This is a genomic window from Serratia nematodiphila DZ0503SBS1 (assembly GCF_000738675.1).
GTDB lineage: Bacteria > Pseudomonadota > Gammaproteobacteria > Enterobacterales > Enterobacteriaceae > Serratia > Serratia nematodiphila.
On record NZ_JPUX01000001.1, the window covers coordinates 1,894,046 to 1,918,981 of the forward strand.

A 24,936-nucleotide genomic window follows, 5' to 3' on the forward strand; every position below is an offset into this window, starting at 1 on the left:
CTCGTTCATCCGCCGTCTGCAGCGATTCCGAAGAATACGCCTTTCCCGTCAAAGCCATAACCCCTAACTTTTAAAGATTGAGTTGGGTTGAATAAATTTACGGCAGAGATTACGCCGTATTATTTACAGGGATATTTGCTTCAGGTTCACATCACATCATTAAGGCCGTGAGTTTACCTCTGTAGGCGATGTAGCCAATCCCATAACGCCTTGATCTTTTAATGCGGTTCCTCCCCATCAGCACAATTTTTTATTTTGGTTTGCCTGCGTTCTGATAGATATTAAAAAAACTATATAAAAATAAATTATTTCGGAGCTAATAATGTCGTTGAAAATCGTGCTTACCCGCAGGGAGGCGCTGGGGAAAATGGTGGGCGTCATCGTCGCCGCCAGCCTGTTGCCTTATTCAAATATAACCTATGCCGAACGGACGCAAATTGCCGCCTCGCCCGTTGAATACGCGCAATTTTTGCAAATTTCGAGAAAAATTACCGAGTTTGACGATTTGGACGTCACACTCTCCGCCCGCTATTTTTCCGCACTGCGCGAACATTTTCCGCAGTTGAACTCGCAACTCAACGCCCTGTTCATCCTGAGCCAGCAAGCCACCGATGCGGAAACCTTGAACCGACATGCGATTGAACAGGGGCAGAGGGAGCTTATCCAGGCAATTGTGACCGCGTGGTATACCGGAACCGTAGATCCTTCAAACGCTGAGCAGGGTCAGCTGATTAGTTATAAAGAGGCGCTGATGTATCGCACGGTTCAGGATGCCCTGATTGTGCCGACCTGGTGCAATTTTGGCCCGCTGTGGTGGACCGGCTTGCCGCCGGGCGTTACCCGCCAACCTTCCATTCCCGCAACAGATTTGCCTGCCGTAGCCGATAAAAAAAAATATGAGGACCGCGTGTGAAAAGCCCAATAATTAATGCTTCCGGCGATGCAGAGGCCGATGTCGTCATTGTCGGTTCCGGTATTGTGGGCGGTCTGATGGCGGATGCTTTGGTGAGCCAGGGCTACTCGGTGCTGGTGCTTGAGGCAGGCCCGCGCATTGAGCGCGCACAGGCTGTGGAAAACTGGCGCAATATGCCACTGCACAATCGTGCGGGGTCGGATTTTCAGGGGCTTTACCCGCAATCGGAGTACGCCACCGCGCCGCTCTATTTCCCGGAGAACGACTATATCAAACTGACCGGCCCCAATGGCTCAGGCTTTAAACAGGGCTATTTGCGTGTGGTGGGGGGAACCACCTGGCACTGGGCCGCTTCTTGCTGGCGCAACCATCCCAATGATTTTCGCATGAAATCCCTCTATGGCGTGGGGAGAGACTGGCCTATTTCCTACGAAGATATCGAACCGTGGTACGCGAAAGCCGAAGAGGAAATCGGCGTTGCCGGCCCGAATAATCCGGAGTGGCAGTCCCCTGCGGAACGCAGCGGGCCTTACCCGATGGACATGGTGCCCTGGGCCTACGGCGACAGACGCATTGCTGAGATTGTTAATCCTCACGGTTTTAAATCGGTGCCCATTCCGCAAGGCCGCAGCACCCGGCCCTGGAACGGACGGCCCACCTGCTGCGGCAATAACAATTGCCAGCCGATTTGCCCGATCGGGGCGATGTACAACGGCATTCACCACGTTGAACGGGCCGAACACAAGGGGGCGAAGGTGATCCCCGAGGCGGTGGTGTACAAAATTGACACCGACGATAATAACCGCGTCACCGCCGTTCACTGGTACGACACGGCGCACAACTCCCATCGGGCGATCGGTAAAACGTTCGTTCTGGCCTGCAATGGGATTGAGAACCCGCGCTTACTGCTGCTGGCGGCCAACGAAAAGAACCCGAACGGCATCGCGAACAGCTCGGATCAGGTGGGGCGCAACATGATGGATCACTCTGGCCTGCACTGCTCCTTCCTGGCGCGAGAGGCTCTGTGGGTTGGACGCGGCCCGGCGCAGAGCAGCTGCATGGTGGGGTATCGTGACGGCGCGTTCCGCAGCGACCACTCCGCCAACAAGATCATCATCAACAATATCAACCGGGTGATCCCCTCCGCCCTTGAAGTTCTGAAAACGGGCAAGGTCGGCAAGGCGCTGCAGGATGAAGTGCGCGATCGCGCCAGCCGCTCGGTGGATCTCTCCATCAGCCTGGAACCGCTGCCGGACCCGAACAACCGTCTGACCCTGAGCCCCACTCGCAAAGACAAGCATGGCCTGGCCTGCCCGGACATCCACTACGACGTCGGCGATTATGTGCGCAAAGGGCTGGAAGTGGTAAAAACCCAGCTACGGCAGATTGGCGACTTGTTTGATGCGCAAGAGTTTGTGATTAACGACAAGCTGAATGCCAACAACCACATTATGGGCGGCACGATCATGGGCAGCGATCCCACGAACTCGGTGGTGAACGGCAATTGCCGCGCCCACGATCATGACAACCTTTGGATCCCGGGTGGAGGCGCCATGGTTTCAGCCAGCGTTGTCAACACCACGTTGACAATGGCGGCGCTTGGACTCAAGGCGGCCAATGACGTACTGCGCGCCCTGGAGAGCAAATGAATAAAATCACCCACTCACTGGCAGCGACGCTGCTGCTGGGAAGCGGCTTCGCGGCGCATGCCCAGGACGGCGATCTGATCGCTAAAGGGCAAGCGCTGGCTATCGCCTCGGACTGCATGGCCTGCCATACGAATACGCAGCAGCAGGGCAAGCCTTTTGCCGGAGGGTACGGCATTGCTTCTCCCATGGGCACTATCTACGCCACCAATATAACCCCATCGGTAAAATACGGCATCGGTGGCTATTCTGAAGCGGCGTTTGCCGAGGTTCTGCGCTCTGGGATCCGGCAAGATGGGACGTATCTCTATCCGGCAATGCCTTACACCGCCTATACCCGTCTGAGTGATGACGAGATCCACGCGTTGTATACCTATTTCATGCATGGCGTTGCCCCGGTCGATGAGCCGGCCAAGCGCCAAACCGATCTGCCGTTTCCGTTCAACATCCGCCTCTCCATGGCGGTGTGGAACATGCTTTATTTGGACAATCGGCGTTTCACCCCGGATGAGACGAAAGGTGAGGCGTGGAACGAGGGGGCCGCGCTGGTGCAGGGGCCGGCTCACTGCGGAACCTGTCATACGCCGCGTAATGTGCTGATGGCGGAAGACAATTCGCGCTTCCTGATGGGGGCATCGTTGGGGGCTTGGTACGCGCCGAATATCACCGCCGATCGCCAGGAAGGGATCGGCGACTGGAGCGAGCAGGAGTTAGTGGACTACCTGAAAACCGGTCGGGCGGAAGGGCGCGCACAAGCTGCGGGGCCAATGGCAGAAGCCGTTGAGCACAGCTTCCAATACCTGACCGACCGGCAGCTGCGGGCGATTGCAACTTACCTGAAGACCGTGCCGTCACAGGGCGAGGGGCGCCAGGGCAATGGCCTTGGTCAGGCGCACTACAACGTTGAGCACCATCTCCGCGGCATGGATTCGCCCAACGCCAACCACACGCTCAATAGCGGCGAGGCGCTCTACAGCGGCTACTGCGCCAGTTGCCATCAGCCTGACGGCAGCGGCAGTTTGAACCAGGCCTATCCTTCGCTATTCAACAACTCCACCACGGCCGCGAGCAATCCGTCAAACCTGATTGCCGCCATTTTACAGGGAGTTGATCGCCGGGTTGACGGCAAGCACGTCCTGATGCCGAGCTTTGGCGCCGGTTCCTATGTCGGAGAACTGACGGATAAGCAGGTTGCCGATATCGCTAACTTCGTGCTGCAGAAATACGGCAACAGCGCGCTGAGCGTGAGCGAGGCCGACGTGAGTGAGGTGCGCGCCGGGGGCCCGAAACCGCTGTTGGCGCGCGCACAGCCGATGATTCTGCCTGGCGTGGCCGTCGCGGCGGTCGTCATTATTCTGCTGGTCCTATTCTGGCTCCGGCGCCGCAAGACACGTTAAGGGGGCGTTCGGTCAGGTGGGTGACGCCATCTGGCCGAATTTCTGGTCGGGATAGCGAGTGACGTTCTTCTGACGGCGCGGGTAGCTATGGCCAGTGCTGAAGTCACTGGCGGGGAAAGCTATATTGTCTCCCCCATTGACAGGCGGAAGTGGAGATCGACACGTTCAATGGTCGGCAGCCCTTTAATTTTTTTTATTATGATTTCTGTCGCCACTTTCCCCATCTCATAGCGTGGCGTCAGTACGCTGGCTAACCGAGGGGTGATGATCTGCCCGATCTCAAGACCGTGAAATCCGGCAATGGCAATTTGCGCTGGAACGCTGATACCGTTTGCCAGACATTCCTGTAACACGCCCACGGCCAGATCGTCGTTGGTACAGAGAATTCCATCCATATCCGGGTACATCTGGCTCGCAAGCGTCATCATGCCTGTCCCAATTGAAATGGAAGAGATCTTATTGGGGGAAATACGACCGGTAGGTAAATCATGGTTAGCCATTGCCTGACAATATCCCGTGTAACGCTGTTCATCGCGGATATCAGACATTGAACCAAAATAGATAATGCGTTTTTTACCGCTGGCCAGCAACATGGTGGTCATATCGTAGCCGGCTTTCACATTATCAAAACCCACGTTAATTCGATCTGCATTGCCTGACAGCCCCATGATTTCAGCAACGGGTATTTTTGCCGTCTTCAGGAATTTTTCCGCCCGCAGACTATGGACCGACTCGGTCAGCAGCAGCCCTTTGATCTTACAAGCCAGGATCGCGGCAATTTGCTCCTCTTCGCGTTTGCTGTTGTAGTCATAATTGACGACCAGCGTCTGATAGCCATGTATAGACGTCACGGATTCAATGCCGGCGAGGACATCAGCAAATATCAGATTGTTAAAAGAAGGAACCAGAACGCCGATGAGGGGAGGGCTATTGGAATAGAGGGCGGGATTGTCAGGATCGGCCTGATAGCCGACTTCCTCGATCACGGCGGCGATGCGCGCAGCGGTTTCCGGTTTAACCCTGTCCGGCGTGCGCAGATAGCGACTGACCGTCATTTTGGTGACACCAGCCAGTACAGCAATGTCATTTAACGTAATGCGCTGCGACTTCACCATTCATACTCATCTGACCCAGACCGTGTTTGTCATTATGCCCACTGCCGAGTCAAAAGAGAATGCGCGCAATGCGCTGCCTCCGCCGTATCCGGTGACAACCGCACGATGCGCCGATCCCGGCCTCTTTTCCCGTTCCGGCATTATATGTCCGTTATCTCCGCATTTCGTAACGCGGGAAAAGAAAGGCACGCATCTGTGCGCCGTGGGCGCGGTGGAAGAAAAGACCGGCAGTTTGATACCTTATTCGGCCCGCCCAATAAGATGAACGGGCCGATATGGCCGGGTTAACTGAGAATATCTTCGGCGATCACGTTGAACAGCGTATCGATCTCGCCCTGAGTGTTGTAGTGCATCATGCCGATGCGCAGCACGCCGCTGTCCTGCAGCCCCAGCTGTTGCACCAAGCCCAACGCATAGAAATGCCCGCTGCCGGCGCAGATGTTGTGCTGCCCCAGGCGGCGGGCGATCGCGTCAGGCGTATGGCCGCTGAAGGTCAGGGCGAAGGTTGGCGTGCGGCGTGCGCTGTCCGCCCGGGGGTTGCCATAAAGCCGCACGCCGTCGAGTTGCTGCAGCCGTTGCAAAAAGTGACTGCACAGCGCCTCTTCATGCCGGTGGTAGGCGGCGAAGCTCTCCTGCAAACGCTGCCTTAACGGCGCACCGGGCGTGCCCCACTGCGCCAAATACTCGATAGCGGCCGCGACGCCGGCCAGCGCTTCGAAGCTTTGCGTGCCGGTCTCGAAACGGCCGGGGCCGACGTCGGTGGCCGGCTCGACCTTATAAGGTCGCAGGCGCTGCAACCACTGCGGCGCGATGTAGGCCATGCCGACGTGCGGGCCAAAGAACTTGTAGGCGGAACACACCAGGAAGTCACAGCCCAGCGCCTGCACGTCAATCAGGTTGTGCGGCGCATAGTGCACGGCGTCGATATACACCTGCGCGCCGACCCGATGCGCGGCTTCGACGATGGTTTTGATATCGACGATGCTGCCGGTGACGTTGGAGGCGTAGCTGACCGCCACCAGACGGGTGTTGGCGTTGATGCGCTCGCACACTTTCGCGGCATCCAATGCGCAGTCGGCGCTCTCCAGCGGTATCTGATGCACCGCGGCCCCTTTGTCGGCGGCAGCCTGCTGCCAACTGGAGACGTTGGCGTAGTGATCCAGTGCGGTGACGATGACTTCATCGCCGGCCTGCCAGTCGCGGCTGATGATGCGGCTGAGATGGAAAGTCAGCGTGGTCATGTTCATGCCGAAGACGATGTTGTCGGGCGACGGCGCATTTAACAAGGCGCGCACCGATTCCCGCGCCTGGCCCATCACCTCGCCGGTGACCCGGCTCGAGAAATAGTGGCCGCCCAGGTTGGCGTTGTACCTTCCCAGGTAGTCGGTCATTTTTTCCAGCACGCCCCGTGAAACCTGCGCACCGCCGGGGCCGTCGAAAAAGATGGCCGGTTTGCCGTCGATCTGCTGTGACAGCGCGCTGAACTGGGCGCGGGCGAGCTCGGGGGTAAAGGTCATGCTTTCTCCCCCCGCGCGGTGAGGACAAAGAGATCCAAATGACCTTCTTCTTCCGGGCTCACGGCGTTGATCGGCGTGGCGTTGTGCCACAGTTTGCTGTCCGCCAGCAGCACGGCTTCACCGTCCGCCAGCGCTTTTTTAAAGAAAGGGGCGTGGTGGCTGTCGTCATACAGCATGATTTCACCGCCGACGATGTTGTGCCGGTGAATGGCTATCATCGCGATATGGTCGAAACCGTCCTGGTGAATGCCTTCCGGCGCCACCTGGGTGTCTTTCTCGATGGCGACCACGCGCATCTGGTGGATCTCTATCTCGGCGCCTTCCGGCAGTTCGTTGCTTTCTGCAAACAGGTTGCACATCTCTGCCATACCGGCGCTCTGCAACACGGCGCTGTCGATAGGTTCGAAGCGGCGTACCACATTGCCCTGGAAGTGGTTGATCTGATCCGACTGCATGAAGGTGCGCGGCCCCACTTCGACGACGTTGGGGTTGAGGTATTTAACGACCGAATAACGGCGCAGGCGATATTTGCCGTCGGCGTGTTGCGTGTGGGGCAAGGAGGAGAACGATGGCATCAGCTGTTGGGTGGCTTGCGGGCTTAGTACAGTCATACTTATTACGTTTTCGTGTTTCTGTAACATAATCACCTCTAATAATAATAATTTCTGATGTTGTAGGGGGTAATTCGATTGAATTGTAGACGACTCTATAACCAACGCAATTTAGCGGTGGCGAGGTGTGACGGCGGTCGTAAAGTGGGGTGAACAGCGGAGAGGATGAGCGGAAGGGAATGCTGGTATGAAGCCGGTCATTCAGCAAAATAAGCGCTAACGGGGGAGAATTCATGCGTAAGCATAACGTGACCAAGGTTACGCTTTCAGGGATAACTCTCATGAATATGAGGTGCTTTACTATAATTCCGGGACAGAGTGACCGCAGTGGCATTGCCTGGTTGTTGAAAGAACAATCTTCAATTCCCCCTGAATAAGGACTCCGATCATGCAGCATGTCAGAAAATTCGTCATTTCCTGCCTGTTTGCTTCGATAATGCTTCCCGGCATGGCGTTCGCGGAGGATCCCCCCGTGACCCCGTTGGCTACCGGGATCGTCAGCAGCGGCGTAGCCGAAGCGCAAGTGACCGAGGCCGTGCGCCACGGTGAAATCCTGACCATCAAAGTGCGTTTCAAAGGGTTGAAAGACAACCTTAATGGACAAGGTTTGTATAGCAGTCTGGATAAAAGCAGTCTTGAGAAATCCTTCTACATTCTGGTGGGTAATAAAAAATACCTGCTGCTTACCGATAGCAATAATGTCCCACTGGCCTCTCCCAACGTGTCATTCAGCTCAAGCTCAGGCATTCCCTATGTCGCCACCTGGTTTGGCAGCTTCCCCGCGCCTCCACCTGATGTGAAAGAGGTGTACCTGACGATCGCCAACGTCGAGCCGCTCGGGCCGATAGCCATTACGGATCGTTGAGCGATGAACGGCCTCAGGAAAGCCGCCTGTGTGGGTGGGATGTTAGCCTTTGGGATGGTGTCATTGGGTTCATGGGCTGACAGCGGAGAGCCGGCATCCGTGGGGAAACCGGTGATACTCGATCTCAAGGCTACCCGGCTGGATTTGGTTGGTTTGCCTTCGGGGCTGAATGCCGGCGTCCTTGACTTGCAGAGTAAGGCAGCGGATTTGGCTAAACAATCCGCCGACATTTCTGTCAGAGACAGCAAAAATGCCGTCACGTTATCGATGCGCAGCGATGTGCTGTTCGCCTTCGACAGCGATGCGATTGCTGCTAAAGCGGAGCCTGCGCTGCAACAGGTGGCGCAATTTATCGCGGCCGAACCGGTAGGGAACGTGGTGATCGAGGGGCATACCGATGCGGTGGGCAGCGATAAATATAATCAGGATCTGTCGCTGCGACGCGCACGTGCGGTGGCTGTTTGGCTGATCGCACACGGGGTAGAAAAATCTCGTCTGAGTGAACGGGGAAAAGGGGAGGCTGAACCGGTGGCTTCCAACGACACGCCGACGGGCCGGGCCAAGAATCGGCGGGTTGACTTCGTGTTGCCGAAAACCGCTGCCGCCGGTTAACCCCGCGCCGGTGGACGTTTCTTTTCCAGAGCCGCTTGTAAACGGGCTCCTCCCGCTGACTGCTCGCGGAGTTCAGGCTGTATGGCGTGGAGCCGGTGACGCTAATGATTGATGAACATGATCGCGTCGCCAAAAGCCCGTATCTCGCTTTCGGCTTTCGCTTTAGCGGCGCCGACAAAACGCGGGATCAGAACGTCTCGAAATACAGCTCACGCAACAGCCAGGATATTTCGTTATTGGTGCGGTTTAGGACGTCTATTCTGTGAACCCCTATCGCTTCTGCGCGCAGATCGAGCAGCAAGTTGCGAATCTGCCGGAATAACGGGGTTTGCGGGTTGGGTTTGGCCAACTGCTGGCCGCACAGTTTGATACCGGCGTCGCAACCGGTGGCGATGTCCGTCAGGCAGCACGGGCAGGTGGTATTTTGGCGCGCCATATTGCGGCATTGTTGCCCGATTACCTGATTGAAATGGCGTAATTGCAGGCAGACTTCCCGCGAGTTCAACGGGTTGGAATGGGTTGTCATCGGTTTCAGCTCCCTTGTCTGCGCCTATATTGGCACTTACCGATGAAGATAACCACGGACAAGCCGAGGGGGTATCGCCTTGTTTTGTCTGGAAGCAACAAAAGCGATGAGGCCCGCGATGGCGGGCCGGTAGCGTCAGGCGCGTTTAAACAGATTCGCCGCCTGGAACAGCGCAAAGGAGCTGACCAGCATCTCGATGCCGACGATCGCCGTCACCAGCGTGACCGACGCCGCCGGGCCTGAGCCGATCAGCATCCAGGCGATGATCAAATCGAGTACGCCAATGACGAACTGCAGCCAGTTGCCCGGCAATCCGCGGCGCATATAGCCGGCCGCCAGGCGCGCGATGCCGCCGAGCGCGAACAGCACGGCAAGGTACACCGCCAGCGCCAGAATGCCCGCCAGCGGGCTGGTGATGAACACATAACCGATAATCAGGTAGGCCACGCCCAGCAGAATGCCGCCGATCATCGGCCAGGTATTCTGCGCCCGGTTGGCGATCATGGCGATAATCAGCCCGGCGCCGCTCAACAGCAGCAGGACGCCGACCACGATGCTCAGCGCCGCGCCGGAGGCGAAAGGGTTGACCAGGCACAGTATGCCGCCCGCCAGCAGCAGGAAGGCGATGATCAGCAGGGTGGTGCGTTGCTTTTTGAGCAGTTCTTCGCTCAGGAGGGGCAGATTATTGCGATCAAGGTTTAGCATGTTACAGCTCCATTCTCTTTGTTGCGATCCTCGGGGGCACTCTATTTTTCCGAGCGCTCTATTATAGTAGTCACTTTTTAATCGCTGCGGTAAATCCGGCGTGGCGTTTATGCTTGGAAGCGGCGTGTTATTCGGCCAGTTCATCAACGATGAAATCAATCAGCGCCCTTACCGAAGGAGGGAGTCCTTGTCTGGAAGGGTAAAACGCGACAATCTTGTGTTGTTCCAATGTCCAGTCGTCGAGCAGCGTTTTCAGGCTGCCGTCGAGCAGTTCCTGGCGGGCTAATTTCAGCGGCAGGCAGCCAACACCGACGCCTTTTACGATCGATTCCTTGATCAGGCGAATGTCATCGCACACCATGCGCGACTCGTTGTTTATTTTGACTTCGCGATCGGCTTGTTGAAACGTCCAGGCGGCCTGAAGATGGGTCGATAACCACCCGACCGTTGGCAAACTGGAGAGATCTTCGGGCGTATTTATACTTTGGTACTGAATAGCTGCAGAGGGGGCGACCATAAATGCGGTGGGCACAGCGCAAATTCGACGCATCACCAAATTGCTGTTTTTGGGCTCATCGGCGATGAGTTTTAATGAGAGGTCATACCCTTCAGAAATAATATCCACGTTGCGATTAAATATTTTCACATGCAAATTGACCTTGGGATATTGCAGCATGAATCTCGCCAGCACTTCCGTTAGGCCAAGATCCAGGAGAATGTTTGAGCAGGTCAGTTTTATTTTCCCAGTGGGTTTTTCGCTTTTGTTAATAATAAGGCATTCGGCTTTCTCTGCGGTGCTAATCATCTGCAGGCAGTACTGAAAATATTCTTTTCCTATATCGGTGACCATGAGGTTTCGCGTTGAGCGCTGAATAAGCCTGACATTAAGCCTTTTTTCCAAATTGGATATTCGCCTTGATAGCGTCGATTTGGGTATACCAAACTTCTTACTGGCGGAAAGAAATCCACCGCATTCAACTACTCTGGCAAACATAACCATCTCATTGAAATCTATCATATAAAATTAACCTTCCCAGTGGTGAAACACTCATTCCCAATAATCGTGCTATTTACCCGGCTGGTTCATTGCTAGCCTGATGTCGGAGCGTTTGAAAGTATGCTACATGCTTGGAATGCATGGGGCGATCGGAATTTGATGATTTTGATGATAAAGGAGAAGGGAATGACTTTTAAATATAATCGATTAGATAAGACACAGGCCGCCGTTTTATTAGTCGATCATCAGACCGGGCTACTGTCCCTGGTTAGAGATCAGGATCCGGATAAATTCAAAAATAATGTTTTGGCGCTGGCCGATCTGGCTAAATACTTCAATTTACCGACAATACTGACCACGAGTTTTGAAAACGGACCGAACGGCCCTTTGGTGCCAGAGCTAAAGCAAACTTTCCCTGACGCCCCCTATATTGCTCGTCCCGGCAATATCAATGCCTGGGATAATGAAGATTTCGTCAAGGCGGTAAAGGCCACGGGCAAGAAACAACTGATCATCGCCGGCGTGGTGACCGAGGTTTGCGTGGCGTTTCCTGCGCTCTCTGCGCTGGAAGAGGGGTATGAGGTTTTCGTCATCACAGACGCATCCGGCACGTTCAATTCGATTACGCGCGATGCGGCCTGGGATCGCATGTCCCAGGCCGGCGCGCAACTGATGAGTTGGTTTGGCGCGGCGTGCGAATTGCACCGCGATTGGCGAAATGATATCGAAGGGTTGGGGAACCTGTTCTCTCAACATATTCCTGACTATCGCAATCTGATGACCAGCTTCAGTTTGCTGACCTCAGGTAAACAGTAATCCCGGCATCGCTGCATGATTTGGCGCCTTATGGCGCCATTTTTCCTCCCGCCGATCGTGCCGCAGCGGCCTCCGCGCCAGCTGTTTTCCGATATTTGCCTCTTCCCCGCTTTTTGACTGACCCGGCGCAAATGTTACACTGTGCGGCTGAGGCGTATCAGAACCGAAAAGACGATTGGGGACAGGATTTGAGCACAGGAAGCAAGCTGGCGAGGTGGCGCCGCATCGCGGTGTGTCTGACATTGGGGCTGCTGTTGGCCGGATGTTCGGGTAAAAACACCTACAACCGCGACTACGACAAACTGCCGAAGGGCAGCTACACCGGCAAGTCCTACACCGTCAAACGGGGCGATACGCTGTATTACATCGCCTGGATCACCGACAGCGAAGTCAGCGATCTGGCCAGAATCAACAAGATACGCCCTCCTTATAGCCTGGAAGTGGGGCAAAAGCTGCGGCTGAGCGGCAGCGCGCCGACCAAAACCGCCGCCACGCGCCGTAAAACTTCTTCCTCCGCGATCGCCAAGCAAACGCCGCCGCCGGGCGCCGCACGTTGCTGGCGCTGGCCGACCAGCGGCCGGATCGTGCAGGCGTACTCCAATGCCGATGGCGGCAACAAGGGCATCGACATCGCCGGTAAACGCGGCCAGCCGATCTATGCTTCCGCCAAGGGCAAAGTGGTGTACGTCGGCAACCAACTGCGCGGCTACGGCAACCTGATCATGATTAAGCATGGCGAAGACTTTATTACCGCCTACGCGCACAACGACACTACGTTGGTGCGCAACGGCCAGGATGTGAAAGCGGGGCAGAAGATTGGCACCATGGGCAGCACCGGCACCGATTCGGTGTTCCTGCATTTCCAGATCCGCTATCGCGCCACCGCGCTCGATCCGCAGCGCTATCTGCCGCCGCAGGGATCGTCGCCGTCCTGTTAACGTCAATCCGGCTCCTTGCGGAGCCGGATGTCAGCTATTTCAGCGGCAGATAAAGATCGGTCACCAGTTCATATTCCGCCACCTCGTGCACGAAGTTTTGGTAGTGGAAATAGAGCGGAAAATCGCGCAGCTCCTCGCCGCTGGCCGGCAACCACTCGCTGTAAAGATAGCGGGCGCTTTCCGAGAGCCCATCCAGCGATCCGAGATGGCGCAGCACCGCGCAGCGCCCGGCCGGCAGCGTGCCGTTCACCACGCCGAAGGCGTTGTCCTCCGGGATCGGCGTAGTGACCTCGCCGCAAATGAAGAAGCGGAAGTCCTGCGCTTCGGTGGTGGCCGGATCGTGCGGCGCGATGCCGTAAGTGCGGCTGCTTCTGACCGGCGACAGGCCGCTGATTTTGCGCCACTCGATAAAGCGTGCGGCGGTTTCGTTGACCAGCGCGGACGGGCCGCGATGTTCGATCATCGCCACCGGCGTGGCCGGGAAGTCGACAATGTCTACCTTCATGGGTTGTTTCCTTTTGTGTTTCGGCTCGGGAAAGCGTTGTTGCCAATCGATCCAGGCCGGCCGTTTGCGAAACTGGCTTGGCGTTTGGCTGAACGCCTGTTTGAAGGCGCGGCTGAAGGACTCCGGGTTTTGAAAACCGGCGTCCAGCGCGATGTCAATCACCGGCTCCAGCGGGTTATACGCTAGGCGGTACGAGGCGCGTTTGAGCCTCATCCACTGGATATAACGCCACACCGAGATGCCACAATACGCGCTAAACTGGCGTTGAAAGTGAAAGCGCGAAAAGTGGGCCACTTCGCTCAGTTTTTCGACGGTGAGCGCCTCGTCCAGGTGGCGGTCGATATAGTCAAAGACCAGCGCAAAGCGCTTTGCATACGTCTGGGTCATGTGATTGTCTCCTCCATGCCTGAACTTTGCCCGAGCCGCCGCCGCTTCTCCTGACGGATGATGCTGAGTTATCGCTGCAGGAAAAGGGAATGGTGCGGCGTTCGCCGCCGGCCAGGCCAAACTCATAACCCCCGCGCGGCTGTGCGCCGCGATCCCGACCGAGAAGATGAATATTACATGATGGATCGTTCCCGTTTGCTGAAATTCCTGCTGCCCTATCTGTGGCCGAAAGATAACCCGCGGCTGCGTTGGTATCTGGTGGTGGCCTTCGTATTCATGGTGGCGGCCAAGGTCAGCACCACGCTGGTGCCGCTGGCCTACAAAGCGATGGTTGATGCACTGAGCGGCGAGACGGCGAAAATGCTGGCGGTGCCGCTGGGGCTGATCGTCGCCTACGGCGTGGCGCGGGTGGGCGGCGCGCTGTTTGAGGAACTGCGCAACGTGATGTTTATTCACGTCAGCCAGAACGCCACGCGCCTGTTGGGCGTGCGGGTGTTCCGCCAGCTGCATGCGCTGAGCCTGCGTTTCCATCTGGAGCGCCAGACCGGCGGATTGTCGTTGTCCATCGAGCGCGGTACTCAGGCGGTGTCCACGGTGCTGTCGCGGCTGCTGTTCTCCATCGTGCCGATCCTGTTCGAGCTCTCGCTGGTCACGGCGATCATGTGGCATATGCTGAACGGCTGGTTCGCGCTGGCGATCCTGACGACGGTCGGTTGCTACATCCTGTTCACCGTGCTGGCGGTCAGCTGGCGCACCCGCTTTCGCCGCGAGCTCAACAAGGCCAACGCCGACGCCAACAGCAAATCCATCGACAGCCTGCTGAACTATGAGACCGTGAAGTACTTCGGCAATGAAGAGTTCGAGGCCGAGCGTTTCGACCTGTCGCGCCGGCTGTACGAATACGCCGCCATCAAGAACCAATTCAGTTTTACGGCGATCAACCTGGGGCAAACCGCCATTATTTCGATCGGACTGATCGTGATGATGACCATGGCGGCGCGGGGCATTACGCAGGGGACGATGACGGTCGGCGACTTCGTGCTGGTCAACGCCTATCTGCTGCAGCTGTATCAGCCGCTGAACTTCTTCGGCTTTATTTATTCCGAGGTGCGCCAGGCGCTGATCGACATGGAGAACATGTTCGATCTGCTGCAGGAACCGCGTGAGATCGTCGATAGCCCGGATGCGCAGCCGCTGCGCCTCGATCGCGGCGAAGTGAGGTTCGACGCGGTCAGCTTCGGTTACGACACGCGCCGGCCGATCCTCAAGCAGGTGAGCTTTACCATTCCGGCGGGCCACACGGTGGCGGTGGTCGGCGCCTCCGGCGCGGGCAAGTCCACGCTGTCGCGCCTGCTGTTTCGCTTTTACGACGTGCAGGGGGGCGCCATTACCCTCGACGGCCAGGACATTCGCCAACTGACCCAGGCCAGCCTGCGGCAGGCGATCGGCATCGTGCCGCAGGATACGGTGCTGTTCAACGATACGTTGCGTTATAACATCGGTTACGGCAAAACCGGCTCCAGCGATGAAGAAATCGAGCGGGCGGCGCGGCTGGCGCATATCCATGATTTTATCGTCGGTCTGCCCGACGGTTACGACACCCGGGTGGGCGAGCGCGGGCTGAAGCTGTCGGGCGGGGAAAAGCAGCGGGTGGCGATTGCGCGCACCATTCTGAAAAATCCGGCCATCCTGGTGTTTGACGAGGCGACCAGCGCGCTGGATACCCAGACCGAGCGCGAAATCCAGGGGCACCTGCGCGAGGTGAGCCGCAATCACACCACGCTGGTGATCGCTCATCGGCTCTCCACCGTGGTGGATGCCGATGAAATTATCGTGCTGGAGGCGGGGGAGATCGTCGAGCGCGGGGGGCACGAGGCGTTGCTGGCCGCGAACGGCCGCTACGCCGCCATGTGGCAAACCCAGTACAGCGAAGAGCAGGAACCGCACTGACGGAGCCGTTCACGTTCACCTCAGAGGCTGAGCGGCGTTGAGCCGCTGCGCCACGTAGTCGCAGGCGATGCGGCAGTCCCGCTTTAGGTCGGTCTCGTCGCCGGCCAGGCTGCCGCGCAGCCAAAGCCCATCGATCATCGCCGCCAGCCCGCGCGCCGCGTCGCGCGCCTGCTGCAGCGGCAGCTCGCGGCGGAATTGGCAGCAAATATTGGAATAGAGCCGCCGATCGTTGGCGCGCTGCAGGCGGCGCAGCACCGGTTGGTGCATGCTGGCGGCCCAGAAGTCGAGCCAGGCGCGCATGGACACGGCGTTGGTTTGGCTGGGGTGGAAGTTGCCCTGGATAATGGCGAACAGCTGTGACTGGCTGTCGCTCGCCGCTTGCGCGCGGCACTCGGCCACCGCGTCGCGCAGATCGCGCAGGATCTTGCGCATGGTGGCGCTCAGCAACCCCTCTTTATCGCCAAAATAGTGGCTGACGATGCCGGTCGACAGCCCGGCTTCTTTCGCGACCTGAGACAGGGTGACGCCGGCCAGCCCGACGACGTTTATGGTCTCGAAGGCGGCGTTAATCAACTGCTCCTTACGCTGCTCCGGAATGTCTCTTCGGTACATATTTTCCTCAACTGATAGGCCAATCACACTTTGGATTTGATTGATTGAACGGTCAATCAATACTCTATATGCTGCGAAAATGTCAAATAAATGGCGATAAAATGTTAATTAAAAGTTGCATTTAAATCGTCTGTCTTTCGCATCATGGAAGCCTGCCAATGACAACAAAAACTCCTCCATCGCTTGACGAAGAACCTGTCAGATTGAATGTCCCGGTATTTTTCGGCTCGGCGGCGGTGATCCTGCTGCTGGGATCGCTGGTCGTGCTGTTTCCCGCAGGCAGCAAACAGTGGTTGAACGTCGCGCAAAGTTGGGTCGCCGACGTGTTCGGCTGGTACTACATGCTGTTGATGGTCGCCTGCATGGTGTTCGTCTTCTGGCTGGCGCTGTCGCGCTTCGGCCATATTCGCCTCAGCCAGGATGACGAACCGCCGCAGTTCAGCTATCCCTCGTGGGTGGCGATGCTGTTCTCGTCGGGCATCGGCATTGCGCTGGTGTACTACGGCGCCTATGAACCGCTGGATCATTTTTTGTCGCCACCGGAAGGCAGCGGCGGCACCGTGCAGGCGGCGCGGCAGGCGATGGCGCTGACCTTTTTGCATTGGGGGCTGCACGGCTGGGCGCTGTATGCGCTGATCGCCACCGCGCTGGCCTATTTCGCCTATTGCCGCGGCCTGCCGTTGGCGCTGCGCTCTGCGTTATACCCGATCTTCGGCGAGCGCACCCACGGCGGCGCCGGCCATCTGGTGGACAGCTTCGGCATTCTGGTGACGGTGATTTCGATGGTAACCAACCTGGGGATCGGCGCGCTGCTGGTTAACTCGGGGCTGTTTTATCTGTTCGATATTCCGCAAAGCACCGGCGTGCTGCTGGCGCTGATCGTGGTGATGATGGTGGTGGCCACGCTGGCGGCGGTCACTGGCGTCGAGAAGGGCATTGCGATGCTGTCGAACATCAACGTCGGCTTCCTGTGCCTGTTGCTGCTGTTCGTGTTTCTGGCCGGCCCGACGCTGAATCTGCTCAACGGCATGTTGCAGAACCTCGGCGATTATCTCACTTCGCTGGTCAGCCGCAGCTTCGATATGTATCTGTACGGCAAGGCGCGCCAGTGGCAGGGCGCCTGGACGTTGTTCTATTGGGCCTGGTGGGTGGCGTGGGCGCCGTTTGTCGGGCTGTTCATCGCGCGCATTTCCAAAGGGCGCACCATTCGTGAATTGATCTTCGGCGTGTTGCTGATCCCGCTGGGCTTCACGCTGGCGTGGCTGTCGATCTTCGGCAATACCGCCATCAGCCTGGTGTTGGAAGGCGGGCAGGCGATCCTCGGGCAGGTGGCGCAAAGCGATCCGCCGATGGCGGTGTTCAAGCTGTTCGAATACCTGCCCTATACCCAGCTGACCGCCGGTTTTGTGGTAGCGATCAGTTTCGTGCTGTTCCTGACGCCGGTTGATTCCGGCACGCTGATGATAGCGAACCTCTCCTGCCAGGGCGGTTCCGCCCACGATGACGCGCCGGCCTGGCTGCGGGTATTTTGGGCGGCGGTCACCACGTTGATCTGCGCCGGGTTGCTGTACGCCGGCAGTTTCAGCGCGATGCAGACCGCGGTGGTGCTGTGCGGCCTGCCGTTCTCGGCGGTGATCGTGTTGTACATGGTCAGCCTGCGCAAGGATCTGCGCGGTTACGCCATGACGCCGGCGCTCCCTTGAGGCGGCTTATTCGTCCGCGCGCGGCCGGTGATGCACGTATTCGATAATCGTGCCGTCCGGCAGGCGCGCATTGAAACAGGCGCCGGTGGGCACTTCCACCGGGCCAAAGAAGATATCGGCCCCGGCGGCCAGCAGCCGCTGGTGGTAAGGATAAATGTCATCGACCAGCAACGTGCCGACGGTGCTGCGGAAAGGACGCAGGCTTTCTTCCGAGCCCTCCAGGATCAGAAACGGCCCTACTGCCGCCAGCACCAACCGATGTTCGGGAAAGTCGAAACGCATATCCGCTTCCACGCCGTGCAGCCGCTCGTAAAATGCGATGGCGCGGTCAATCTCGCCTTCGTCGACGTAGACCCGGATCAGCACGCGCGGCTCGCGCAGCGATGAAGAGTCGGCGGTTTTGCGCCAAAAGCCCGCTTCTGTCAGTTTTGCCGTCATTGCTCATTCCTCATGGTGGTTCGTTGCCCCGTCATCATGCCGCCGTTTGGCCGCAGGGATTAGACTGAGTTGTTATGAACTAGCAGCGGCGGAAATAAAAAAGCCCCGGTAACGGGGCAAAGACCCGCTCAGGTCGGAATAGCGGGCTAAAGCGGGCGTCAGGCGCGATGGAATTCCGGCAACACCAGTTGACCGATCTCCCGCATCGTCTCTTCCAGCGGCCGCTGGTTGCGGCGGAAATGCAGGCCGATGTGGTTGACCCCGGCGTCACGCATGGCGCTCAGTTCCTGAATCAATCCATTGCGGCCGCTCTTGATGCCGAAGCGATGGCGCTGAATCGGGGCGTCGGCGTTATCGGTGAGGTCGAGATGAATAAAGCTGACGTAGGGCTTGTCACCGGCTACGTTACGCCAGAGTTTGACTCGCGAAACGTGGTCCGCAGGCGTGCCGGGATACGACAGCCAGCCATCCATATTTTTGCCCACCCACTCGGGCGTTTGTTGCGCCAGCCCGGCGACCAGCAGCGGCGGCGGCGGCGTGGCCGGCAGCAGGCGCAATCCGGGCTGGAGCGCGCTGTCGGCTTCACCTTTGAGAATGCCGACGCTGGTGCGGAAGTTTTCACCGCGCGCGGCGTAATCGGCGCCGAACAGCGGGTACTCCACGGGGCGATCGCCGCTGGCGACGCCGAGCAGCAGACGATCGCCGCTCAGCGTTTGCAGCGTGGAAGCCGCTTTGCGCACCAGCCAAGGCTGGCGCAGCGGCAGCACCACGGCCGCGGTGCCCAGTAGAATATTGCGCGTCAGGCTGGACAGGTAGCCGAGGTAGGTAAAGGTCTCAAACACCTGCGCGGCGTCGCCGAAGTCAGGATCGTACAGCGGCACGTCACGAACCCAGGCGGCGCGAAAGCCGAGCTCATCGGCCAGTTTGATGCGCGCAGCGTGTTCACTCATGTCCGGCACGCCGAACGGCCGCCCGTCCTGCTGGCGTTTCAGCTGCCCACTGGTGGACCAATCATTGTCCAACGGCAGCTCAATACCGATGGAAAGCGGCTCCCGGGTTAGTCTTTCGATGCTCATGTGTCACTCCGTCTCAGGCCTTGCGGCGCGGTGTCGAACGATGGCACGAAGTGTTGCATGACGATTAATTGAGATAAACAGCCCTAATCGCAATAGATAATTGCTGTTGCGAGCATAATTACCTTGCAGGATACGGCATGATTGCCGTGATTTACGTCACGCTCTGCGCTTTTGCTATTGTCCAGATGAAATTATGTAACTTTGCCAATGGCCTTTCCCTCATAAGAGTTAGTTTGTTGTGCGGCAATAAAATAAAACGAAATGATTCAATAGATAAAAGTCAAACTGAATATTCCCCAGCGTTCATTCAATACGGGTAAAAAATTAATAAGCCTGAAGAGTGATCGTTGAGATTATTCGCAAATGGCGTGGAAATAGGCGTTTTTAACCGAAGAAAAATACCCGTTATTATTTTATTTTCTGTAAAAACAGAGAGGTAAAATATCTTTTTGTGATAATGCGATTTTAAAATAGTACCGAACAAAAACTTCATTCGTCTCTAAGAAAGCGCCGGTTGACAGACCGCCGGCTTACGATAATTTTATGTCATTAACATGTTAATGAGTTGTTGTCGTGACGGAGGGCCAATTTCTCTCTTGGCCGTGCGCTTAACACACTTATGCCATGGCGGCTTGCCATTCATAAGTTAACTTATGGACACATGACGCTATGAATACATCGCCAGAGCCTCGCAGCGCATTAAGTGAAGAGAACCGGTTGCTGATTATTTTATTTTTCGTTTTCGGCTGCGTGTTCGTCGATCGTCTGACCATCTCGTTTCTGTTTCCGATGATTGCCGCCGACCTCAAGCTCAGCAACGTGCATCTCGGCACCCTGTCGGCGGTGCTGGCGTTAACCTGGGCGCTGTCTGGCGCCGGGCTGGGGGCGATAGCCGATCGTTTTAATATCCGTAAACCGATGCTGATCCTGTCGATCCTGGTGTTTTCGCTGTTCTCCGCGCTGTCGGGGTTGGTCAGCGGCTTTGCCATGCTATTGATCTTCCGGGCGTTGATGGGGATCGCCGAAGGGCCGGTATTGCCGATCGCACAGTCGTTGATGGTGGAAAAATCGCAGCCGCAGCGCCGCGGTTTCAACATGGGGTTGATCCAGGGGGCGGCGCCGGGATTGCTGGGCGGTATTATCGCGCCGCCGCTGATCATCTATCTGGCGCAGAAGTGGGGCTGGAGCATGGCGTTTCACCTGACCGCCGTGCCGGGCATCATTCTGGCGTGGCTGATCTATCGCTATGTGAACGGCAAAAAGGATCCCGCTTTCAGCGCCGCGCCGGCGGCCGACAAGGCGGCGAACAAAGGTGCTTACGGCGAGTTATTCAAAATCAAGAACGTGGCGCTGTGCATTCTGATCTCCTGTGTGTTCGTCACCTGGTTCATGATCATCATTACCTTCACCCCCAACTTTTTGGTGACCGACCGCGGCTTCGGCGAAGGCACGATGGGCGGCATCATGAGCGCCATCGGCGCCGCCTGGGTGTTCTGGGGCGTGGCGGTGCCGGCGATTTCCGATCGCTTCGGCCGCAAGCCGACGCTGATCTTCTTTTCGCTGCTGGCGGTGTGCTGCCCGCTGTTTTTGAGCTACGTCGATAACCCGTGGCTACTGTGCGTGCTGGTGTTCCTGTCTTATACCGGCCTTGGCTGTTTCACGTTGTTTATGGCCACCATCCCGTCTGAAACGGTGTCGCCGGCGCGCATCGCGACCGCGTTGGGGCTGGTGATGGGAATTGGCGAGGTGATTGGCGGCTGCCTGGCGCCGTTTATCGCCGGGCTGATCGCCGATCGCTACGGGCTGGTCAGCGTGATGTGGCTGGCGGCCGCCGGCGCCGTGTGCGCCGGCGTACTGAGTTGTTTTCTCGATGAAACCGCCCCTGCCGTGGTGAACCGCCGAGCGGTGAAACCGGCGGGCGTCGCCGACGTCTGAGGCGGTTTTCATCCCATTCAATCAAGGAGAGCGAAGATGTCAGCAGAACCATCCGTACTGAATCAAAATGCCGAACCGGACTGGAAGAATTACGACGATTTCGCGCGCGGCATCGACACCAACCGGCTGCCGGGTACTCAGGACTGGCGCGGCAAAACGTTGCAGATCGCCTTTGAAGACGGCGGGGAAATCACGCTGCGTTTCAGCGCCGATCGGCAGCGGGTGCTGTGGGCCTGGGGCGGGGAGAGCGGCGAGGACGCTTACGAAGAGGTGCAAACCTCCGCCGCCCGCTATTTCTTCAATATTCCGCTGCAGTCGCCGGGCAACGAATGCCTGACGCTGGTGCTCAACCGCGACAGCGGCCGGGCGCTGCTGGTGCGCAGCACGTTGCTGCCCGAGCAAACGGTGGAAAAGGGATCTCGCCTTAAGCAAAGCTTCCACGTTGGGCAGATTGACGGCGTCACGCCGGGCGGCGTCGCGCCGCATCTTACCCGCGAGCTGATCGGTTATCGCACGCTGAATGTCTACAGCCCCAACCACTATTACGAACACTTCTACGTCAACACCGAGCGCTACGCCTGGCAAAACCTGCGCGGCGAACAATTCGGCCACGGCGACATGGACTACGCCACTTACTACAAGTTTGAGGACGAGATGTTCCTGTTCACCTTCCGGGAAAAGATTATCCCGGTGTGCTCGGTGTTCTTCTTCGACTTTATCTCCGGGCGCTGCACCGGCACCTTCCTCGGGTTGGACGCCGCCGGCCGGGTGTTGGTGTCACCGGCCGGGGCGTTTATCAGCAAGATGAGCTACAACGCCTACCCGGAAGGGGTACAGCCGCTTTGATTCAGGCGTTTCTGACCAGCGATCCGGCGTTGATCTCCGCAATGGTTTTCGCGCCGGTGAGCGTCATGGCGACGCGCATCTCTTTGTCGATCAGATCCAGCAAGTTAGCCACCCCGGCTTCGCCGGCCGCCGCCAGCGCATAGACGAAGGCGCGCCCCAGCAGCACGCTGTCGGCGCCCAGCGCGATCATGCGCACCACGTCCAGGCCGCTGCGGATGCCGGAGTCGGCCAGCAGAGTGATGTCGCCTTTCACCGCGTCGGCGATCGCCGGCATGGCGCGCGCGGTCGACAGCACGCCGTCCAGTTGGCGGCCGCCGTGGTTGGAGACGATGATGCCGTCGGCGCCGAAGCGCACCGCATCTTTGGCGTCTTCCGGATCCAGAATGCCTTTGATGATCATCGGGCCGTCCCAGAATTCGCGGATCCACTCCAGATCTTTCCAGGAAATCGACGGATCGAAGTTGGCGCCCAGCCAGCCGATGTAGTCTTCCAGGCTGGTTGGTTTGCCGCGGTAGGCCGAGACGTTGCCCAGATCGTGCGGCTTGCCGAACAGGCCGACATCCCAGGCCCACTGCGGATGGGTAAACGCCTGCAGCACGCGGCGCAGGGCGGCGTTAGGGCCACTCATCCCCGAATGGGCGTCGCGATAACGGGCGCCCGGCACCGGCATGTCGACGGTGAACACCAGCGTTTTCACGCCGGCGGCCTTGGCGCGCTCCAGCGCGTTGCGCATAAAACCGCGATCTTTGAGCACGTAGAGCTGGAACCACATCGGCCGATCGATCGCCGGCGCCACCTCTTCGATCGGGCAGACCGACACGGTGGACAGCGTGAACGGAATGCCTTTTTTGGCCGCGGCGCGCGCGGCCTGCACTTCGCCGCGGCGGGCGTACATGCCGGTCAGCCCCACCGGCCCCAGCGCCACCGGCATCGCCAGCTGCTCGCCGAACAGCGTGGTCTCCAGGCTGAGTTCGGACATATTGCGCAGCACGCGCTGGCGCAAGGCGATATCGGCCAGATCCGCGGTATTGCGCTTCAGCGTATGCTCCGCGTAGGCCCCGCCGTCGATGTAGTGAAACAGAAACGGCGGCAGTTTGGCCTGGGCGGCGGCCCGGTAGTCGGTTGACGCGGAGATGATCATAGTGTTTACCTTCTTGTCTTGCTTGCGATAACGAGTGTTCGGTCAGAGCGTGAGGATCGCTGCCATGGCGGCGGCGATCCCGCCGTACGCCAGCATCGGCAGCACGGTCTTTCTGATGATTTTGCCTTCGGCGTTGCCGATCCCGAGGATCGAACAGACCGCGATAATGTTGTTCAGGCACACCATGTTGCCCATGGCGCCGCCGACGGACTGCAAGGCCAGCGTCAGGTTGACGTCGAGGCCGCTGCTCTGGGCGATCGACTGCTGAATACCGCCGAACGTCAGGTTCGAAACGGTATTGGAGCCGGAGAAGAACGAGCCCAGCGCGCCGAGGAACGACGAGAACAGCAGCCAGCTGTCGCCGGTCAGCGCCGCCAGCGCTTTACCGATCAGGATCACCGGCGCGTTGTCGCCGCCCTGCATCATCAGGTTGACCATCACCAACGCGCCGAACAGGGCGATAAAGGGCCGCGCGATGCGCCCGCCGGTTTCGCTAAACATTTGCCGCATCTGGCCGCCATTCAGACGGAACAACGGAATGCACAGCAGCACCACCAACAGGAACGGGATCAGCGCCGGGACATACAGCGTTTTGTAGCCGGCGGCGGCGGTGGTGCCCAGCACCTGCTGCAGTTCGACGATCAGCGCCCGGCTGATGCGCAGCTCCCCGAGCCAGCCGAGGTTTTCCCGCCACAGCAGCGCGGTGTTGTTGAGCAGCGCTTTAAGGCCCAGCTGGTGGACGCGCGTCACTATCAGAATAGCAATCAGCAGCAGGGTCGGGGTCATGGCCTTGACCACCTGCATGAACGGCACCGCCTGCCCGGCGCTCTGCGGTTTGTCGCCGCGGGCGAGGCCGATACCGCCGCGCGCCAGCAGCACCGACAGCGCCAGGCCGATTGCACCGCCGACCAGCGCCGGGAATTCATAGTTCACCTGGGCCAGCAACAGATAGGGCAGGGTGCAGCTCAGCACGCTGAGCAGGATAAACGGCAGGTTGCGGCGGATATCCTGCCAGGAAACGATAAAGCGCAGCGCCAGCAGAGGAATGACGAAGCCGGCGACGAAGTGGATCAGCGCGGTTTGCCGGCCGATCTCCAGCAGGCTGGCGTCCGACAGGCCGAGATTGGCAAAGCCGAACCAGGTAGGGGTGCCCACGGCGCCGAAGGAGACCGGTACCGAGTTCATCACCAGCGTCAGCAGGGCGACGCGCAGCGGGTTGAAGCCCAGCCCGACCAGAATCGGCGCGGCGATGGCGGCCGGGGTGCCGAAGCCGCTGGCGCCCTCGATCATAAAGGCGAACGCCCAGCCGATAATCATCAACTGGGCCACGGGATTGGGGCTGATGGTTTCCAGCCAGCGGCGCACCACGTTCTCCGCGCCGCTTACCTGCATCAGTTTGTTGAGCAGGATGGCGCCGGCAATGATGGTGATCGGCGTCAGCGTCGACACCAGCGCGGTGATGATATTGGCATGCAGCAGCCGCAGCGAGGCATCGAACCACAGGAGCTGTACGACATACACCACGGCGGCCGTCAGCGGCAGGGCGAGATAAGAGGGCACGCCATTCCTTTTGGTCATCATCCAAATCAGCAGGACGATGGGCGCAATACTGAAAAGCAGGGGCATAAGATCCTCAGGGTTATTATTTTTATGGGCAGAGATATGTAGCTGAAAGGTTAATTGCC

23 protein-coding genes are annotated in these 24,936 nt (G+C 58.3%); 11 read left to right on the forward strand and 12 right to left on the reverse strand.

Going from position 1 to position 24,936, the window contains the following annotated elements; translation table 11 throughout:
* Positions 1-322 precede the first annotated feature (322 nt).
* The 3 genes from JL05_RS08685 to JL05_RS08695 are packed head-to-tail and all read left to right on the forward strand — an operon-like array spanning position 323 to position 3,956.
* Positions 323-913 carry a sugar dehydrogenase complex small subunit gene (locus tag JL05_RS08685; protein WP_033632180.1) on the forward strand — a complete coding sequence of 197 codons (591 nt, stop codon included), beginning with the start codon at positions 323-325 and terminating at the stop codon, positions 911-913.
* Complete coding sequence (locus JL05_RS08690; protein WP_025304112.1) at positions 910-2,562, forward strand: GMC family oxidoreductase; 1,653 nt, start codon at positions 910-912, stop codon at positions 2,560-2,562. Before JL05_RS08685 ends, JL05_RS08690 begins: the two co-directional genes overlap by 4 nt.
* On the forward strand, positions 2,559-3,956 hold the full coding sequence (locus tag JL05_RS08695) for a c-type cytochrome (protein ID WP_033632181.1): 1,398 nt from the start codon (positions 2,559-2,561) through the stop codon (positions 3,954-3,956). Before JL05_RS08690 ends, JL05_RS08695 begins: the two co-directional genes overlap by 4 nt.
* 119 nt (positions 3,957-4,075) lie before the next feature.
* On the opposite strand, the gene JL05_RS08700 is transcribed toward JL05_RS08695, so the two are convergent.
* The 3 genes from JL05_RS08700 to JL05_RS08710 form a co-directional block, all read right to left on the reverse strand.
* Positions 4,076-5,068 carry a LacI family DNA-binding transcriptional regulator gene (locus tag JL05_RS08700; protein WP_033633585.1) on the reverse strand — a complete coding sequence of 331 codons (993 nt, stop codon included), beginning with the start codon at positions 5,066-5,068 and terminating at the stop codon, positions 4,076-4,078.
* Positions 5,069-5,355: 287 nt separating this feature from the next.
* Positions 5,356-6,588: a cysteine desulfurase-like protein gene (locus JL05_RS08705; protein ID WP_033632182.1), complete on the reverse strand. Its 1,233-nt coding sequence runs from the start codon at positions 6,586-6,588 to the stop codon at positions 5,356-5,358.
* Complete coding sequence (locus tag JL05_RS08710; RefSeq protein ID WP_228392538.1) at positions 6,585-7,199, reverse strand: 2OG-Fe dioxygenase family protein; 615 nt, start codon at positions 7,197-7,199, stop codon at positions 6,585-6,587. Before JL05_RS08710 ends, JL05_RS08705 begins: the two co-directional genes overlap by 4 nt.
* 388 nt (positions 7,200-7,587) lie before the next feature.
* On the opposite strand from JL05_RS08710, the gene JL05_RS08715 reads away from it, so the two are divergent.
* Positions 7,588-8,064, forward strand: coding sequence for a hypothetical protein (locus tag JL05_RS08715; protein ID WP_021505694.1), 477 nt, complete (start codon positions 7,588-7,590; stop codon positions 8,062-8,064).
* A 3-nt stretch (positions 8,065-8,067) separates the two neighbouring features.
* Positions 8,068-8,676: an OmpA family protein gene (locus JL05_RS08720; RefSeq protein ID WP_033632184.1), complete on the forward strand. Its 609-nt coding sequence runs from the start codon at positions 8,068-8,070 to the stop codon at positions 8,674-8,676.
* Positions 8,677-8,863: 187 nt separating this feature from the next.
* Here the strand turns inward: JL05_RS08720 and JL05_RS08725 are convergent, their stop codons facing one another.
* From JL05_RS08725 to JL05_RS08735, 3 genes are all read right to left on the reverse strand, one after another.
* Positions 8,864-9,202 (reverse strand): hypothetical protein, encoded by a 339-nt coding sequence (locus JL05_RS08725; RefSeq protein WP_015378954.1) that lies wholly within the window; start codon positions 9,200-9,202, stop codon positions 8,864-8,866.
* 135 nt (positions 9,203-9,337) lie between these two features.
* A complete protein-coding gene (locus tag JL05_RS08730) occupies positions 9,338-9,907 on the reverse strand; it encodes an HdeD family acid-resistance protein (RefSeq protein WP_004931723.1) in 570 nt (189 codons plus the stop codon).
* A gap of 127 nt (positions 9,908-10,034) precedes the next feature.
* Positions 10,035-10,925 (reverse strand): LysR substrate-binding domain-containing protein, encoded by an 891-nt coding sequence (locus JL05_RS08735; RefSeq protein ID WP_016929954.1) that lies wholly within the window; start codon positions 10,923-10,925, stop codon positions 10,035-10,037.
* A 165-nt stretch (positions 10,926-11,090) separates the two neighbouring features.
* On the opposite strand from JL05_RS08735, the gene ycaC reads away from it, so the two are divergent.
* Together ycaC and actS are read left to right on the forward strand one after the other, a co-directional pair.
* Entirely contained in the window at positions 11,091-11,720 is a 630-nt protein-coding gene (gene ycaC / locus JL05_RS08740) for an isochorismate family cysteine hydrolase YcaC (RefSeq protein ID WP_033632185.1), read from the forward strand.
* A 188-nt stretch (positions 11,721-11,908) separates the two neighbouring features.
* Positions 11,909-12,658: an amidase activator ActS gene (gene actS, locus JL05_RS08745; RefSeq protein WP_025304102.1), complete on the forward strand. Its 750-nt coding sequence runs from the start codon at positions 11,909-11,911 to the stop codon at positions 12,656-12,658.
* Between the two features lie 34 nt (positions 12,659-12,692).
* On the opposite strand, the gene JL05_RS08750 is transcribed toward actS, so the two are convergent.
* Positions 12,693-13,550: an AraC family transcriptional regulator gene (locus JL05_RS08750; protein ID WP_033632187.1), complete on the reverse strand. Its 858-nt coding sequence runs from the start codon at positions 13,548-13,550 to the stop codon at positions 12,693-12,695.
* 180 nt (positions 13,551-13,730) lie between these two features.
* Here JL05_RS08750 and JL05_RS08755 point away from each other — a divergent pair, with 180 nt between their 5' ends.
* Positions 13,731-15,500: an ABCB family ABC transporter ATP-binding protein/permease gene (locus JL05_RS08755; protein ID WP_033633586.1), complete on the forward strand. Its 1,770-nt coding sequence runs from the start codon at positions 13,731-13,733 to the stop codon at positions 15,498-15,500.
* Between the two features lie 15 nt (positions 15,501-15,515).
* Here JL05_RS08755 and betI read toward each other — a convergent pair whose 3' ends face one another.
* Positions 15,516-16,112: a transcriptional regulator BetI gene (betI, locus tag JL05_RS08760; protein ID WP_033632188.1), complete on the reverse strand. Its 597-nt coding sequence runs from the start codon at positions 16,110-16,112 to the stop codon at positions 15,516-15,518.
* A gap of 158 nt (positions 16,113-16,270) precedes the next feature.
* Here betI and JL05_RS08765 point away from each other — a divergent pair, with 158 nt between their 5' ends.
* Positions 16,271-17,815, forward strand: coding sequence for a BCCT family transporter (locus JL05_RS08765; RefSeq protein ID WP_033632189.1), 1,545 nt, complete (start codon positions 16,271-16,273; stop codon positions 17,813-17,815).
* A 6-nt stretch (positions 17,816-17,821) separates the two neighbouring features.
* On the opposite strand, the gene JL05_RS08770 is transcribed toward JL05_RS08765, so the two are convergent.
* The gene (locus JL05_RS08770) at positions 17,822-18,253 is read right to left on the reverse strand and encodes a VOC family protein (RefSeq protein WP_004931737.1); all 432 of its coding nucleotides are present in this window, start codon (positions 18,251-18,253) and stop codon (positions 17,822-17,824) included.
* 158 nt (positions 18,254-18,411) lie between these two features.
* Positions 18,412-19,329: a TIGR03571 family LLM class oxidoreductase gene (locus tag JL05_RS08775; protein ID WP_033632190.1), complete on the reverse strand. Its 918-nt coding sequence runs from the start codon at positions 19,327-19,329 to the stop codon at positions 18,412-18,414.
* 669 nt (positions 19,330-19,998) lie between these two features.
* Between JL05_RS08775 and JL05_RS08780 the strand changes: the two genes are divergently transcribed.
* Together JL05_RS08780 and JL05_RS08785 are read left to right on the forward strand one after the other, a co-directional pair.
* Positions 19,999-21,264, forward strand: a complete 1,266-nt coding sequence (locus tag JL05_RS08780; protein ID WP_050501231.1) for an MFS transporter — start codon at positions 19,999-20,001, stop codon at positions 21,262-21,264.
* 36 nt (positions 21,265-21,300) lie between these two features.
* Complete coding sequence (locus JL05_RS08785) at positions 21,301-22,110, forward strand: MoaF C-terminal domain-containing protein (protein ID WP_033632192.1); 810 nt, start codon at positions 21,301-21,303, stop codon at positions 22,108-22,110.
* Position 22,111: 1 nt separating this feature from the next.
* Here JL05_RS08785 and lldD read toward each other — a convergent pair whose 3' ends face one another.
* Positions 22,112-23,251 (reverse strand): FMN-dependent L-lactate dehydrogenase LldD, encoded by a 1,140-nt coding sequence (gene lldD / locus JL05_RS08790; protein ID WP_033632193.1) that lies wholly within the window; start codon positions 23,249-23,251, stop codon positions 22,112-22,114.
* A gap of 42 nt (positions 23,252-23,293) precedes the next feature.
* Positions 23,294-24,877 (reverse strand): L-lactate permease, encoded by a 1,584-nt coding sequence (locus JL05_RS08795; RefSeq protein WP_033632194.1) that lies wholly within the window; start codon positions 24,875-24,877, stop codon positions 23,294-23,296.
* Between the last annotated feature and the right edge of the window lie 59 nt (positions 24,878-24,936).

Excerpts from the sequence above, each read along its gene's own strand:
- ycaC (WP_033632185.1), top strand. The coding sequence starts at position 11,091 with ATGACTTTTAAATATAATCGATTAGATAAGACACAGGCCGCCGTTTTA.
- JL05_RS08720 (WP_033632184.1), top strand. The coding sequence starts at position 8,068 with ATGAACGGCCTCAGGAAAGCCGCCTGTGTGGGTGGGATGTTAGCCTTT.
- JL05_RS08775 (WP_033632190.1), bottom strand. The coding sequence starts at position 19,329 with ATGAGCATCGAAAGACTAACCCGGGAGCCGCTTTCCATCGGTATTGAG.
- betI (WP_033632188.1), bottom strand. The coding sequence starts at position 16,112 with ATGTACCGAAGAGACATTCCGGAGCAGCGTAAGGAGCAGTTGATTAAC.
- JL05_RS08685 (WP_033632180.1), top strand. The coding sequence starts at position 323 with ATGTCGTTGAAAATCGTGCTTACCCGCAGGGAGGCGCTGGGGAAAATG.
- JL05_RS08795 (WP_033632194.1), bottom strand. The coding sequence starts at position 24,877 with ATGCCCCTGCTTTTCAGTATTGCGCCCATCGTCCTGCTGATTTGGATG.
- JL05_RS08765 (WP_033632189.1), top strand. The coding sequence starts at position 16,271 with ATGACAACAAAAACTCCTCCATCGCTTGACGAAGAACCTGTCAGATTG.
- JL05_RS08710 (WP_228392538.1), bottom strand. The coding sequence starts at position 7,199 with ATGACTGTACTAAGCCCGCAAGCCACCCAACAGCTGATGCCATCGTTC.
- JL05_RS08730 (WP_004931723.1), bottom strand. The coding sequence starts at position 9,907 with ATGCTAAACCTTGATCGCAATAATCTGCCCCTCCTGAGCGAAGAACTG.
- JL05_RS08785 (WP_033632192.1), top strand. The coding sequence starts at position 21,301 with ATGTCAGCAGAACCATCCGTACTGAATCAAAATGCCGAACCGGACTGG.
- JL05_RS08725 (WP_015378954.1), bottom strand. The coding sequence starts at position 9,202 with ATGACAACCCATTCCAACCCGTTGAACTCGCGGGAAGTCTGCCTGCAA.
- JL05_RS08715 (WP_021505694.1), top strand. The coding sequence starts at position 7,588 with ATGCAGCATGTCAGAAAATTCGTCATTTCCTGCCTGTTTGCTTCGATA.
- JL05_RS08770 (WP_004931737.1), bottom strand. The coding sequence starts at position 18,253 with ATGACGGCAAAACTGACAGAAGCGGGCTTTTGGCGCAAAACCGCCGAC.
- JL05_RS08735 (WP_016929954.1), bottom strand. The coding sequence starts at position 10,925 with ATGATAGATTTCAATGAGATGGTTATGTTTGCCAGAGTAGTTGAATGC.
- JL05_RS08755 (WP_033633586.1), top strand. The coding sequence starts at position 13,731 with ATGGATCGTTCCCGTTTGCTGAAATTCCTGCTGCCCTATCTGTGGCCG.
- lldD (WP_033632193.1), bottom strand. The coding sequence starts at position 23,251 with ATGATCATCTCCGCGTCAACCGACTACCGGGCCGCCGCCCAGGCCAAA.
- JL05_RS08695 (WP_033632181.1), top strand. The coding sequence starts at position 2,559 with ATGAATAAAATCACCCACTCACTGGCAGCGACGCTGCTGCTGGGAAGC.
- JL05_RS08780 (WP_050501231.1), top strand. The coding sequence starts at position 19,999 with ATGAATACATCGCCAGAGCCTCGCAGCGCATTAAGTGAAGAGAACCGG.
- JL05_RS08750 (WP_033632187.1), bottom strand. The coding sequence starts at position 13,550 with ATGACCCAGACGTATGCAAAGCGCTTTGCGCTGGTCTTTGACTATATC.
- JL05_RS08705 (WP_033632182.1), bottom strand. The coding sequence starts at position 6,588 with ATGACCTTTACCCCCGAGCTCGCCCGCGCCCAGTTCAGCGCGCTGTCA.